This window comes from Microcystis sp. LEGE 00066 (assembly GCF_015207925.1).
Lineage (GTDB): Bacteria > Cyanobacteriota > Cyanobacteriia > Cyanobacteriales > Microcystaceae > Microcystis > Microcystis ichthyoblabe_A.
In genome coordinates this window covers 1-14446 of the sequence record NZ_JADEVX010000115.1, presented here as the reverse complement: position 1 = coordinate 14446, position 14446 = coordinate 1, and the positions used below count along the sequence as shown (strand labels likewise).

Genomic DNA, 14446 nt, shown 5'->3' with positions numbered 1-14446 from the left:
TCGCTCCATACCCCTTTTAATGCTATATATTCTCATTAACCCTTTTAACCTTTGAATTAATTTTAGTTATTATGTACTACTTTAATGGCTTTTTTGATCTGTGACAGTTGAGGGTGCGGAATGTGGGATTTAATTGATTATTACTCATTCTTAATTCTCCTGTCTCCTGAATCCTCACCAACCACGATAATTTTAGATTTTCACAGCAAGTCCACTTTCTCACTTTCCCCACCCGTGACCTTTTTCCGTTAGATTATAAATGGATACAAAACTTAACATTTTATCCAAAATCTACCGAGAGGGCAGATCGTGCGGCCAGATACCCTAGAAAATAACCAGCATTCAGCCGATAATTCGCTAGTTCCCGAAGTTATCGCATTTAATCCCGAAATTGAGCCAAAAGAAACCGAATACTCGCCAAAACCGACAAAAACCAACTCTTGGCTATCGGGAGGAAAGGGTTTATTTATCGGTGTGGGATTGGGGGTTTTATTGACCCTAGGGGCGACTCGTTTCGCTAATCGACCCCAAACAGCCCAAAACCCCAATACTCAGCCCGTAGCGGCAAAAAATGAGGCACCAGCACAAACAGTAACCACCACTAGGGTAGAATCCACTGCCGTGGCCCGCACCCTGAAAGCGACTGGAAGCGTGGCAGCCTACGAATTAATCCCGATTCTTTCCCAAGCGACAGGACTACAAATCAAAGAAATCTTTGTCGATGAGGGTGATATCGTCAGTCAAGGTCAAATTCTCGCTCGTCTCGATGATACCGTCCTACAAGCGCAATTAACCCAAGCACAGGCAAATGTCGCCCAGTCGCGATCGCGTTTGGCAGAATTGCAAGCGGGTAGCCGTAAAGAGGAGATCGCTAGAGCTAAACAAACTATTCAACGCATAAAGGCTGAAATTAGTCAAGCTCAATCGGATTGGGATTTGGCTAAAAAACGCGTCCAGAGAAACCAAAGTTTAGAAGCGGAAGGAGCGATCGCCCGGGATCGTCTCGATGAGGTCCTCAATGAAGAAAGAAACAAAGCGGCGATCGTACAACAGACCCAATCCCGTTTAGGAGAAGCAGAGCAGCAACTAGCGCAATTACAAGCGGGCAATCGTCCCGAAGTGATTGCCCAAGCTACAGCCCAATTAACGGAAGCTCAAAGCCGTTTAGCCATTGTTAAAGCCCAATTAAACGAGACGCGCCTGATTTCTCCGGTTAGTGGCAAAATTGCCGAAAGAAATGCTCGCATCGGGGACACCACCAACGGTCAAAATGCTCTCTTTAAAATCATCGAAAATGGGCGTTTAGAGCTAAGATTACGGGTTCCTGAGAATCAATTGCCCTTAATCCGCGTCGGAGCGCCCGTTACTATCACTTCCGATGCTAACAGCAGTTTAAAATTATCGGGACAGGTGCGCGAAATTAATCCCATCGTCGATGAGGCATCCCGTCAAGCAACGGTTAAAGTCGATTTAACCGACAATACAGGATTAAAACCGGGGATGTTTTTACGAGGTGCGATCGTGACGAATACTAGCAATAGTTTAACCGTCCCCATGACCGCAGTTTTACCCCAAAAAGATAATCAAGCTCTAGTTTATTTAGTGGGACCTGATAACACCGTTACCGCCAAAACTGTGCAATTAGGTCAAATTATGCCGAATAACCGCGTGGAAATTCTCACCGGTTTACAAGCGGGCGATCGCATTGTGGTCAAAGGGGCAGCCTATCTCGGTGATGGCGACAAAATTACAGCAATCAGTGATCAGTAATCAGTGATCAGTAATCAGTAATCAGTAATCAGTGATCGGTGAAAAGACAGTAGCAAACTGCCATTTGATCAGGCTCACTTAATACATACTGCTCACTCAAAACTTAAAACTTAAAACTCAAATCTGATAACTGATAACTGATAACCGGTAACTGAAAACTCACATCTGGTAACTGATAACTTACCCACTGATAACTGATAACTGATAACTGATAACTGAAATTATGGCTTTTAATATTTCTAATTGGTCTATCAAAAACCCCATTCCCACGATCCTGATCTCCCTGGTTATGGCCCTAATGGGATACATTGCCTTTCTAGGATTAGGGATCGATCGCTCTCCTAATATTGACATTCCGGCCGTGATTATCACCGTTAATCAACCCGGCGCCGGTCCTGAGGAATTGGAAACCCAAGTCACCAAAAAAGTCGAGGATGCGGTGGCTGCTTTGGGTAATATCGATCAAATTACTTCTACCGTTAACGAAGGCAGCAGCACCACCACCGTTAACTTTATCCTCGGCACTAACAGCGATCGCGCTACCAATGATGTACGCAATGCCATAGCACAAATTCGGCAGGATTTACCCCAAGATACTAATGATCCAATTGTCCAACGTTTAGAATTTGCCGGGGGTGCGGTGATGAACTATACCATCTCCTCCCCGAAAAGATCGATCGCCGAATTAAGTGATCTAGTTGATCGTCAAATTGGCCGCGCTTTGACGGGAGTGCCGGGGGTAGCACGAGTCGATCGCGTTGGGGGAGTCGATCGAGAAGTGCGAGTAGATTTAGATCCCAGTCGTCTGATCGCCTACGCTATCACGGCCACGGCAGTTAATGACCAAATTCGCAGTTTTAATATTAATTTACCCGGGGGGCGATCGGAAATCGGTGGTAGTGAACAAACTGTCCGCACCCTGGGCAGCGCTGAAACGATCGAAGATTTAAGGAATTATCAAATCTCTTTACCTAACGGTGATACGGTCACCTTAAACAATTTAGGGACAGTTAGCGATAGTTCCAGTGATCCTCGACAAATGGCCCTCTTAGATGGGCAGCCAGTGGTGGGTTTTTCGATTTTAAGGGGGACTGGCAGCACTTTGGTGACGGTAGAAACAGCAGTGCGTCAAGAAATCGAGAATTTAAAGAAAAAACTGCCCGAAGATATTAAATTTCAATTAATTTTTACCCGTGCCGACTCAATTCGTGATAGTTACGAAAGCCTTCTTAGCGATCTCCTGATTGGTTGTCTGATGACGGTGATCACGGTGGGTCTATTTTTAGGCAATTGGCGCGCCACGATTATCACGGGTTTAGCCCTGCCTTTGTCGATTTTCCCGACTTTTTGGGTGATGCAGACCCTAAATTATACCCTTAACGGTATGACCCTACTGGCGTTAGCTTTAGCTTTGGGTAATCTTGTCGATGATGCGGTGTGTATGGTGGAGGACATCGATCAACATTTAGCTATTGGTAAAAAACCCCTGCAAGCGGCCTTTGATGCCTCAAAAGAGATTGGATTAGCCGTTTTAGCCAGTGCGGCGGCAATTATTGCGGTATTCCTGCCAGTTGCTTTTATGGGCGGTGTGCCGGGGCAATTCTTTCAACCTTTCGGCGTTACGGTGGCGGTTTCTACCTTGTTTTCCAGTTTGATCGCTGTCACCGTCACCCCGATGTTAAGTGCCTATATTCTACAGCCGAAAAAGCTCAAAACTGGTGATAATAATCCCTCCTCGCGCCCCCGTTTTCGTCCCTACAAAAGTTTGTTAACTTGGGCTTTACGTCATCGAATCCTGACTTTATTGGCGGCTTTGGCCTTTTTTATCGGTAGTTTACAGTTAGTTCCCTTAATTCCAAAAGGGTTATTTAGTTCCGGGGATACTGGATTAAGTACCATAAGCCTAGAATTGCCTCCCGGTGCGACTTTGAATGATACTGTTGCCGTGGCCAATCAGGTGAATAGTTTACTGCAAAAAAATCCCGCCGTCGCTAATGTTTTGGCTATTCCGGGAGATTCGGGGCGGGTAAATACTGGGTTAATATATGTTAATTTAGTGCCTAAGGAACAGCGATCGCTAACTCAACGGCAATTTGAGGAACAAACCCGTCGGGATTTCCAGAAGATACCGGGGGCAAGAGTGACTTTTCGAGCGCAGGGGGGAGCAGGAAGCACTAAGGATGTGGCTATTGTCCTAAAAAGTGAAAATGGCGATATTTTAACCCAAACTGCCCAAAAATTAGAGCGAGAAATGCGGGCTTTACCCGGTTTTGTCGAGGTAAGTTCCGGGGTAAGTTTAGTTAAACCGGAGATTATTATTCAACCAGATCCAGTCCGGGCTGCCGATCAGGGAGTCTCAGTCAGAGCGATCGCCCGTACTGCATCTTTAGCTTTAATCGGCGATAATGAGTTTAATTTAGCTAAATTTAACCTTGCTGACCGACAAATTCCCATCCGGGTGAAAATTGCCAATGATGGACGCAGCGAGATAGAAACTCTGCAAAATTTGCGCGTTCCTAGCAGTAATGGGACGTTAGTACCGCTTAACTCGGTGGCGACAATTAGCTTAGGTAGTGGACCTGCGGAAATTCAACGCTTTAACCGTCAACGTCAGGTTAATATTGGAGCTAATTTAGAGGGAGTTTCTTTGGGAAGTGCGGTGACACAAATTCGCGCTTTACCAATCATGAAAAACCTACCCCCAGAGGTGACAGAAGAACCCTTTGGGGATGCTCGTATTATGCGCGATATCTTCGCTCGTTTTTTGGGAGCGTTAAGTTTAGCAATTATTTCGATCTATGGGATTCTGGTATTGTTGTATAACAATTTTCTCTATCCCCTAGCGATTTTAACTTCCCTTCCCTTATCGATTGGTGGCACTTTAATCGCTCTTTTAATTACCCAAAAAGAGTTAGGTTTATACGCTTTAATTGGTATAGTTTTACTGATGGGATTAGTCACTAAAAATGCAATTCTGTTAGTAGATTTTGCCCTGAGTGGTCTTCAGGAAGGGAAACCACAATTTAAGGCGGTGATTGATTCGGGAGTCTCTCGTTTACGACCAATTATTATGACCTCCGTTTCCACAATTGCCGGGATGTTACCGATTGCTTTAGCTTTAGGTGCAGATGGGGAAATCCGCGCACCGATGGCAATTGCTGTTATTGGTGGTTTTACCACTTCCACCCTATTAACTTTGGTGGTTGTGCCGGTAATCTTTACTTATATCGATAGTTTTTACTATTGGTTCCGGGGATTATTTGTTAAACAAAAACCCAAGTCGATTTAATACAGAAAACGGGTTTCTCGGAGAAACCCGTTTTCTACTCATGCACTCATGCAAAAAGGCGAATAAATAATCAGTCTTTAATAACCAGATTTAGTATAAAATATCTTGCTGAAAGCTTGAGAAAAAACCCAGAGAAACTAACCCATGAATCCCTTGACAGTCACACATCAAACTCTATCCCTTCCCCCCATGGGCTGCGGTACTTGGGCCTGGGGAAATCGTCTTCTCTGGGGTTATGATGAGAGTATGGATAGCCAGTTACAAGCGGTTTTTAATCTCTGCGTCGAGCGGGGTGTCACCCTATTTGATACGGGAGACTCCTACGGCACAGGCAAACTCAACGGACAGAGTGAGAAGCTATTAGGACGCTTTACGGGGGAATATAGCGGTTATAACGCTGATCATATCCGTATTGCCACCAAACTCGCCCCTTATCCTTGGCGTTTAACCCGTCATGCCATGGTGAAAGCTTGTCAAGCTTCGGCAACCAGATTGGGTCGCCCGGTGGATTTAGTGCAAATGCACTGGTCAACCGGCAATTATGCGCCATGGCAGGAGGGAAGATTATTAGACGGATTGGGGGATTGTCTGGAAAAGGGGTTAGTTAAAGGGGTGGGTTTATCCAATTTTGGACCGAAAAGATTGAAGTCTGCCTATCAAAAGTTTGCCAGTCGCGGCATTCCTATCACCAGTTTACAGGTACAGTATTCTCTCCTTTCTACCTATCCTCTCACTGACTTAGGATTAAAGGAACTATGTGATCAATTGGGTATTAAAATTATTGCCTATAGTCCCTTAGCTTTGGGGTTATTAACGGGGAAATATCGAGATAATAAAAACTTACCCCCTGGATTACGTCGCTTCCTTTTTGGTCAATTAATTCCCGCTATTTCGCCTCTGATGAGTTGCCTAGAAATTATCGCCCAAGCTAAAAATAAAACTATTAGTCAAGTTGCCTTAAATTGGTGTATCTGTAAGGGAACAATTCCTATCCCCGGAGCTAAAAATGTTCGGCAAGCTGAGGATAATTTAGGCGCTTTAGGATGGAGTTTAGACTGTGGGGAAATAGCAGAATTAGATAAAATTGCCGCAGGTTTAGATAAAAAAATGGTACAAAATATCTTTCAAACTAAGTAGGGTTTGCTGAAAAAGTTTGTTGGTGGGGTGTGGAACGAACCACAAAGACACAAAGGACACAAAGATTGATCGCTTATAAGTTAAACTGATCAGACAAAGAATAAGAGAGCCAATTTCCCCCCGATTACTCGAAGAACCAGCAATTTTTGAGGTCAAAAAAGCCTAAAGATATTGTCCAACAAGGTTTCTAGATTTATTCAGCAAACCCTAAGTAATACTAAATCTGGTTATTAAGAACTGATTATTTATTCTCCCTATTGCCTTTTGCCTATTGCCTTTTGCCTATCCTAACCAAGAAGTTAATTTTGCACGACTACTTATCTTGAGAGACCAATTTTAAGCTAGGACGGGGTTGGATTGTTCCCCCGTAAGCGACGGCAGTATGGGGAGATAAAACAAGATGAGGAGATATACCCAAAGAAATTCGATAGATTTCCCCAGCTTTATCCATTAATTGCTGTTTAACTGGCTCTTTCGGCAAATTTTGCCGCCAAGCTAGGGGAATCCCCTCGATCCCGTTGTACAATCCCGCCCAAATTCCCGCTAAAGTGCTGGTTAATTGCCGTTGATAGGGACTAGAATTGGCACGACGGACGCTAACGGCGAAATCCTCGCTCGTTTGCAGAAAGGTATAGAGAGAAGCTGCAATCGCAATTCCTAAAGGTGAGATATCTTTCGCCCACGCCGATAAAATGGACTCTAAGGGATGATTCTGCCCTAAAGCTGACTGAATCCGCTCTAATAGCTTATTCTTGGGGTTAATAGTTAGTAATTGCCCGATTAACTGATTTAAAGGCCTTTTTCCCTCTAATAACAGACCTACTGCCTCTCCCCAAATTATCGCTTCTTGTCGGGTTAACTCGGAAATTAAGCCCTTTTTCAGCCAAAAATTTAATCTAGCTTGCCAACGTTCCCCATGGTCAGGCCAGGTTAAAATCTCCGGCAACAGCACAAATAATAACGCCGATTCCGACTGCTGCCTAGCTGCGATCGCAATGGGCAAATCCTCCTGAGATTGCAGAGCTTGCAAAAGCAGGGTCGTCCTCGGTGTAGCCTCATAGTTAAAGGCTGGCATTAGGGGCTGATTATGCAAGGATTCCCCGATATATGCCCCGATTAACGCTCCCTGAAGGCGATCAAGGGGTGAAAAGACCTTTTGCATAAATTAGCTCAATTTGCTCGGTAGGTGACTTCCCCGACTTTGCCCGGTTGCCCCAGTTGTTGAGCATTGGCATTATTAACCGCAACGTAAACCCCGCCGGCATTACCCGCTCTCACGGTTAATTCTCGGTTTGCTTGCCAAGTGCGATGGCTTCCCTGGGGCAGTACACCCTCAAATTCTGTCTTGCCATCCACCACCACCCGCAGCCAGCAGTCATCTTCCAGTTTTACCTCCACCACCAGCTGCTGATTATTGCTGGTTTTGTTGGCTACCGGTTGAAGGGGGTTGCTTTTCGGTTGGACAATTTGCTGTTGTGGCAAGGAAGGCGGCGGTAAGCGATTCGATTGCAGTACCGATTTTTGCAGGACGTGGGATAGGGTTTGTACGGAACCAATAACTAAGATTAAATAGAGAAAATAGAGATGAATCGGGCGAATTTGAAGACTCGGCAGCGATAAAGACGGTTTTGTTCCCCTGAAAAAGTTATTTACCTTGGTGGGAAAACGTCGGCTAATCGTCTCACCATCCAGGGACAGACTATCGGCAAATTGTTTGATTAACCAACGAATATAAATCGGTTCGGGCAATGACTCCAAATCGCCTCCTTCCAAGGCTTCTAGGCGATGGCGCGGGATCAAGGTTTTCTGGGCAATTTCTTCGAGAGAAAGGGACTGTTCTAGGCGATTTTTTTGCAAATAAACGCCGATTTCCAGTAATTTGGTTCGTTGTTTATGCTGGGGATCAAGTTGTGATTGGAGAAGGCGAAACATATCGCTATTAGGGGCTGACTTTCAGCTTAGTTAATCTGGTTTTTTAAATATTTCAGTTCATCAAGGGTTAAAAAACGGTAATGACCCAAGGGTAAGGGGGAATTATTACCAGAGTTTAGTTGAATCGGACCGATAGCACTGCGATGAAGTTTTAGGACGTGATAACCTAATTCTTCAGCTACACAGCGAATCTGCCGATTTCTTCCCTCCACTAAAATAACTTCTAGTAGGGTTTTTTGGTCGGTTTGCTTGAGTATCTCAACCTGTGCGGGTAAGGTTTTTTTTCCCTCTAAGAGGATACCTTCTCGCCAACGCTGGAGAGCAAGTGTATCAATCGCACCATCTAGCCAAACCCGATAGGTTTTGGGCAAATGATAACGGGGATGGGTGAGGGTGAGGGTGAGTTGACCGTCGTTGGTGAGGAGTAAAGCCCCAGTGGTGTTGATGTCCAACCTTCCTACGGGATGTAACCCCGTCTCGCTGGCGAGGGAGTCGGGCAAAAGGTCAATCACCGTCGGCCGGTTTTGTGGATCCTTACAGGTAGAAACCACGCCAATGGGTTTGTTGACCAGTATATACAATCTTTTGGGACGATTGGCCGGTTCAATTTTTTTTCCGTCTATCTCTAGGTGATCTTTTTCCGGGTCGGCTTTTTCTCCTAACTGCACGATTTTGCCATTCCGTCTGACTCGTCTGGCCACAATCATCTCCTCCGCCCTTCTTCGGGAGGCAATCCCCCACTGGGCAAGGATTTTCTGGACTCTCTCCGCCATTTTTTTTTAATTCTTAACCCTTTCTATCTCCTATTATAGGCATCCTAAAAGGGTTTTTTTCGCCCAAAAAGTGAAGAAAAACCGAATATCTCCGGCTGCCTCTTGGATTTTTTTCTTGGAAAACTTCTCAAAAAAAAAGGAGTGATCCCTTGACCTGGGCGCTGGCTTCGGTTACAATTTTCTTATAATGGGAATCTGTTTATATTTTTTTTGGTTGCCACCACTCGATTTTATATAAAGTCTTATAAAAATATCATCTCAAAAAGCCGTGAAAAAAGCAAGCAAAATTTTGCCGACAATTGTTAAAAAAGTCGAGCTAGTTTTCCTTACGGGGGGATATGACTTTAAACGGGTTATTTCTCGGTTATCCAAGCGGTAAACTTTGATTGATGATGAATTGGGGACGTAAGTGACGGAGTTTGCGTCTCTTTGTTATAATTCAAAGGCTAGGCTATAGTAACTCTTCATAAACACCGATAATTTTGGTCAAAGATGTAAAAAAGGAAGAGCATTATTGTGAGAGGGTATAATTGGTATAATTAAAGTAAAAATCATTCTGGGGTAGCCATGATTAAAAATATTAATGTAACTGGACTTAAACCTGAACAAATTCAGCAGATACAGTTACTTATTGCCGCATTTAAAACTCAAAATCAACTCAGTAAAAGTGAAACTGAAATTGATATAATTGAATACCTGTTGGAAAATCCTATAGAGGTTGATGATTTAGAATTTATGAAACGAGAAGAAATTTATGACAGAACTTAAAAATCATAGTTGTTTTGTTGATTCTAATATTTGGCTTTATGCTTTTTCTACTGATAAAAAAGAAGAAACTAAAAGAATATTAGCGAAACAATTAATTAAAGAAAAGTCCATCATTATCAGTACCCAAATAATTAATGAGGTTTCTTGTAATTTACTTAAAAAGCATAAGCTTGATGAAAAACAACTGTTTAAATTAATTGTTTCCTTTTATAGAAAATATCAAGTTATCTCATTTAATCTTGATATTTTTGAATCTGCATCTAATCTGAGAACTCAATATAATCTATCATTTTGGGATAGTTTGGTGATTGCTTGCGCTTCATTTTCTGGTGCAAATATTTTGTATTCAGAAGATATGCAGGATGGTTTAATAGTCGGCGATAGCGCACTCTATAGCAAAGAGAATTTAAAACTAATGAGAGAAATGCGTTGGTTGTCTCGAGTCCCCTTCAGCATTAAAGAGGCTCAAAAGTTAGTCGATTCAGAAATACCGGGTTATTCCTGGCGGGAAACAAGCTCTAACTATGGGGGGATAGAACAAAGATGGTTGCTAGTTGAAAGTCAAGCTAGACAAGAATCAGACTTGAAAAAATTAGAGAAAAAAAAATCGAGCAAGAAAAGAATTCTGCCCAAGAAAAAATCCGGCAACTATCCCGAAGAGAATTTGAGAATAGAGCGGTGGCGTTGGCGATAGTCAAGGGATTATCTGACTCCTTAAAATATCATCAGTTAACGGAGATTAAAGTCAATCTCATTCCGCCTGAGTCCCAGGGTTCAAAACTTAAATCAAAAGAAGGTTTATCCTCTCAAAGCTATCAAGTTCAAGCCGAATTAGAGTTGAATTTGTCCGCGATTGAGAGGCTAAAGAAACGAGCAGGACGATTCGTTTTAGCAACTAACGATTTGGAGAAAAAACGATTAAGCAGTGAGGATATACTCAAAAAATATAAAGGGCAACAAGCTCTGGAAAGAGGATTTTCTTTTCTCAAAGACCCCGGCTTTTTTGCCGACAGTGTCTTTCTCAAATCTCCCCACAGAATCGAGGTCATGGCCATGCTCATGGGCTTGTGCCTACTGGTTTATACTATTGGTCAAAGACAACTTCGTCTGAATTTAAAACAGCAGGAAACGGGACTGAAAAATCAGTTGGGTAAGTTAACTGACCGACCAACATTACGCTGGATATTTCAGAACTTTCAAGGGATTCATCTCCGACCTATTCAAGACAATCAAAAGATTAGTAACTTAACGGATGAGAGGCGCAACATTTTGAGATTTTTTCCCAAACCTTGCCAGGAATATTATCTCTTATCTTGACCAGATGGATTGACTTCAAGGGGTGACAAAACAAAGCGAGCAACTGGAACATCTCCCCCTAGATGTTAAGTCTGATTGCCCAGTAATTCTCAATAAACAGTGCTTATTGAGAATTACTGGGGGAACCCTGAAATTTTCGGCTTAGTTGCCGGCAGCTTGGCGCCAACTAACTCCTCTAGATAAGTATTTTGACTCACGCCCCTTCCTCTTTTGAGACGTTGTGACACTTAGGGTGCGGAATGTGGGATAGAAATAAACACATAGGGCAGCAATTCTCAATTTGCCCTGTAGCAAGGCTTTTGGGAGTTAGTTCGCATAATACGGGGTAAAATTCAATGGGATGGCGAATTTCATTTCACGAGTCTTCAGGCTTTTGAGGTGATAGTACACCCAAAGTTGCCCCAAAAATCCCCCTTTAAAATGTTCTTTAAATCCCTAAAAGGCTTGCTCTAAAACTGAGAATTGCTGTCACTGCGGCGAAAAAAACCGAGCCGGACTCCCTAAAGACGTGGAAAAGAACGGCCACTGTGAGAGAGTAGTATCCATTGTCTCAGTCTTGAGATGCTCTGAAACTATGCACGACCACTGCTTGAGATATTTGTTTTTCGGCATTGCCTTTCACGATGCTCCTCTAAATCTCTAGCTTGATGTTCTCACCTTGAGTATGTGACTGCTCACCTCTTTATAATAAACCTACACCTATCAGGGAGAAGGGAGGGGGGAGAAGGGAGAAAAAAGCTGATCGATTAGTGATCACTGATCAAGTCTCCTTCGGTGCTATGATCAAGGATGTAAAGTTTTATCAACACTACCTTAAACAAGCTCTCAAGAGAGGATATAAAGAACAACAGATGGCTTACACACTTCCCCCTTTACCCTACGATTACACTGCCTTAGAGCCTTGCATCACCAAAAGTACTCTAGAATTCCACCACGACAAGCACCACGCCGCTTATGTCAATAACTATAACGGTTTGGTCAAAGATACGGAACTCGATGCTCTCTCTTTAGAAGAAGTTATCGTTAAGGTTGCTGGTGATGCTTCTAAAGCTGGGGTTTTCAACAATGCCGCCCAAGCATGGAATCATAGTTTTTATTGGGACTGCATGAAACCGGGTGGTGGCGGTGCGCCTACCGGTGCTTTAGCCGCTAAAATTAACGCAGATTTCGGCAGTTTTGAGAAGTTTGTCGAAGCTTTCAAAACCGCCGGCGCGACTCAATTCGGTAGCGGTTGGGCTTGGTTGGTTCTAGATAATGGCACTCTCAAAGTCACCAAAACCGGCAACGCTGACAATCCTTTAACCGTCGGACAGGTTCCCCTCTTAACTATGGATGTGTGGGAACACGCTTATTATCTCGACTACCAAAATCGTCGTCCCGATTACATCAGCGACTTTTTAACTAAGTTAGTTAATTGGGATTTCGTGGCTGCTAATTTAGCGGCGGCCTAAAAATTTGGCTCAGTTAATCAGTTATCAGTTATCAGTTATCAGTTATCAGGGGTTGGCGAGCAGAGAGAAACAATCCATAAGTTGGGAGTTAATCGTACTATTAAAATTGGCAAATCTCTCTAATATTAATTATCCTTAAAATAGATAACCAGAAAAAACTTTTTTAACATCGATCACGCTTCTCGCACAATGGAACAACCTGTCAGTTGGATTATTCCCCGTCATCCCCGTCCCGATTATCCCCTGTTTGTATTTTTACCCGGAATGGATGGCAGCGGCCAACTATACCATCGTCAGATTAAAAACCTTGCTCCTTACTTCGATCTGCGTTGTTTGGCGATTTCCCCGCAATATCTCGGCGATTGGGAGGAATTAAGCGATTGCGTGATTGCTTTATTGGCACAGGAATTAAAGGGACAATCGAGAAAAGTCTATCTCTGCGGTGAGTCTTTTGGTGGCTGTTTAGCCTTGAAAATAGCGACAAAATCACCAAAATTGCTTAAAAAACTGATTTTAATTAACCCTGCTTCTTCTTTTAATCAAAGACCTCTTTTAAGCTTGGGAATCGGTATCACCCAGATGATGCCCGATTTCATCCATAGCAGCTCGGCACTAACTATTTTACCCTTTCTGGCCGCTCTGGGTCGAATATCCCGGGAAGATCGCCGCTCTCTCCTCAAAGCCATGCAATATGTCCCACCGAAGACGATTAGCTGGCGTTTATCCCAGTTACAACGGTTTCAGGTTAGTGCCAGTGAGTTAAAAAGTCTGCAATTGGAGGTGTTAGTGATAGCCAGTCAAGGAGATCGACTCTTACCATCGGTAGCGGAGGCTAAACGCCTAATTCAGCAGTTACCCGCCGCAAAATTAACAATTCTGCCCCATAGTGGTCACGCTTGCCTACTGGAAACCGATATTCACCTCAAAGACATTCTTCATCACCATGCTTGTCTCCCCCGAAGCTTACCCGCAAAAAGTCACTGAGGATGGTTCTTATACCTTTTTTTCGACCGAATTCGGCGAATGTTATCATTCTACCTCCGGGGCAAGGGAAGAAGCCGAGAAAAAATTTATCCTCTCCAGTCGTCTGGCAGCAAAAGCAGACCAGAGCAATAATCTGAAAGTTCTTGACATTTGTTACGGCTTAGGGTATAATGCCGCCGCAGCCTTGGCGGCCATTTGGCGAGTTAGGGGGGATTGTCGGGTAGAATTATTAGCGTTAGAAAGCGATCGAATGGTTCCCCTAGCAGCTATTAGAGAGAATCTCTTAAATAGTTGGAGTCAACCAATTCCCAAATATTTAAGTGATTTTGCCCATAATCACCGGCTGGACTTGCCTAATCTCACCGCTAAACTGTTAATCGGGGATGCGCGACAGACGATAACCAAGGTGATTGAGGCGGGTTTTCAAGCGGAGGCAATTTTTCTCGATCCCTTTTCCCCGAGTAAATGTCCGCAACTGTGGACGGTGGAGTTTTTAGCTTTAGTGGCCAAATGCCTGAGTCCGACGGGTTATTTAGTCACCTATTCCTGTGCTGCCTCGGTGCGAAGGGCTTTACAATTAGCAGGATTGCAGATTGGAGCCACCGATAGCGTCGGTCGGCGCTCGCCGGGGACAATAGCCAGTTTTTTGTCCTTACCCCCATCTCTATCAGCACAGGAAAGGGAACATCTGCAAACTAAGGCCGCTATTCCCTATCGAGACGAGACTTTAACCGACCCAGCCGAAGTGATTATACAACGTCGTCGCAGCGAACAGGCTCTCTCTGACTTAGAACCGACTAGCCACTGGAAAAAACGTTGGCAAAGAGCGGTGAGTTCGATCGAAATCTCGGAATGAGATTAATTGGGAAAGAATCCCCGGGCTAAAATTTGTTTGTATCCCACATTCCGCACCCTCAACTGTCACAGATCAAAAAAGCCATTAAAGTAGTACATAATAACTAAAATTAATTCAAAGGTTAAAAGGGTTAATGAGAATATATAGCATTAAAAGGGGTATGGAGCGA

Annotated in this window: 10 protein-coding genes and 2 pseudogenes; 9 read left to right on the top strand and 3 right to left on the bottom strand. The window is 43.7% G+C overall.

The genetic code is table 11. The features are described from left to right. Window positions 1–309: 309 nt before the first annotated feature. The 3 genes from IQ224_RS15580 to IQ224_RS15570 all read left to right on the top strand — a co-directional run bounded on the left by IQ224_RS15580 (window position 310) and on the right by IQ224_RS15570 (window position 6196). Window positions 310–1770: an efflux RND transporter periplasmic adaptor subunit gene (locus tag IQ224_RS15580; RefSeq protein ID WP_002746976.1), complete on the top strand. Its 1461-nt coding sequence runs from the start codon at window positions 310–312 to the stop codon at window positions 1768–1770. 223 nt (window positions 1771–1993) lie between these two features. Continuing rightward, window positions 1994–5059: an efflux RND transporter permease subunit gene (locus IQ224_RS15575; protein ID WP_002746975.1), complete on the top strand. Its 3066-nt coding sequence runs from the start codon at window positions 1994–1996 to the stop codon at window positions 5057–5059. A 144-nt stretch (window positions 5060–5203) separates the two neighbouring features. Beyond that, window positions 5204–6196, top strand: coding sequence for an aldo/keto reductase (locus tag IQ224_RS15570; protein WP_193955749.1), 993 nt, complete (start codon window positions 5204–5206; stop codon window positions 6194–6196). 313 nt (window positions 6197–6509) lie between these two features. Here the strand turns inward: IQ224_RS15570 and IQ224_RS15565 are convergent, their stop codons facing one another. The 3 genes from IQ224_RS15565 to IQ224_RS15555 are packed head-to-tail and all read right to left on the bottom strand — an operon-like array spanning window position 6510 to window position 8901. Next, window positions 6510–7358 (bottom strand): ADP-ribosylglycohydrolase family protein, encoded by an 849-nt coding sequence (locus IQ224_RS15565; RefSeq protein WP_194033170.1) that lies wholly within the window; start codon window positions 7356–7358, stop codon window positions 6510–6512. An 8-nt stretch (window positions 7359–7366) separates the two neighbouring features. Next, a complete protein-coding gene (locus tag IQ224_RS15560) occupies window positions 7367–8128 on the bottom strand; it encodes a RodZ domain-containing protein (RefSeq protein WP_002746968.1) in 762 nt (253 codons plus the stop codon). A gap of 26 nt (window positions 8129–8154) precedes the next feature. Next, on the bottom strand, window positions 8155–8901 hold the full coding sequence (locus IQ224_RS15555) for a pseudouridine synthase (protein ID WP_002746966.1): 747 nt from the start codon (window positions 8899–8901) through the stop codon (window positions 8155–8157). 567 nt (window positions 8902–9468) lie between these two features. On the opposite strand from IQ224_RS15555, the gene IQ224_RS15550 reads away from it, so the two are divergent. From IQ224_RS15550 to IQ224_RS15525, 6 genes and pseudogenes are all read left to right on the top strand, one after another. Continuing rightward, window positions 9469–9669, top strand: a complete 201-nt coding sequence (locus IQ224_RS15550) for a hypothetical protein (protein WP_002746962.1) — start codon at window positions 9469–9471, stop codon at window positions 9667–9669. After that, window positions 9656–10045 (top strand): annotated as a pseudogene (locus IQ224_RS15545) (PIN domain-containing protein); the annotation flags it as partial. The gene IQ224_RS15550 and the pseudogene IQ224_RS15545, both read left to right, overlap by 14 nt. Continuing rightward, window positions 10031–10986: pseudogene (locus tag IQ224_RS15540) on the top strand (IS1634 family transposase); the annotation flags it as partial. The pseudogenes IQ224_RS15545 and IQ224_RS15540, both read left to right, overlap by 15 nt. An 851-nt stretch (window positions 10987–11837) precedes the next feature. Next, a complete protein-coding gene (locus IQ224_RS15535) occupies window positions 11838–12437 on the top strand; it encodes a superoxide dismutase (RefSeq protein ID WP_002746957.1) in 600 nt (199 codons plus the stop codon). Between the two features lie 189 nt (window positions 12438–12626). After that, a complete protein-coding gene (locus IQ224_RS15530; protein ID WP_002746955.1) occupies window positions 12627–13421 on the top strand; it encodes an alpha/beta fold hydrolase in 795 nt (264 codons plus the stop codon). Then, on the top strand, window positions 13381–14277 hold the full coding sequence (locus IQ224_RS15525; RefSeq protein WP_002746954.1) for a tRNA (5-methylaminomethyl-2-thiouridine)(34)-methyltransferase MnmD: 897 nt from the start codon (window positions 13381–13383) through the stop codon (window positions 14275–14277). Before IQ224_RS15530 ends, IQ224_RS15525 begins: the two co-directional genes overlap by 41 nt. Window positions 14278–14446 lie beyond the last annotated feature (169 nt).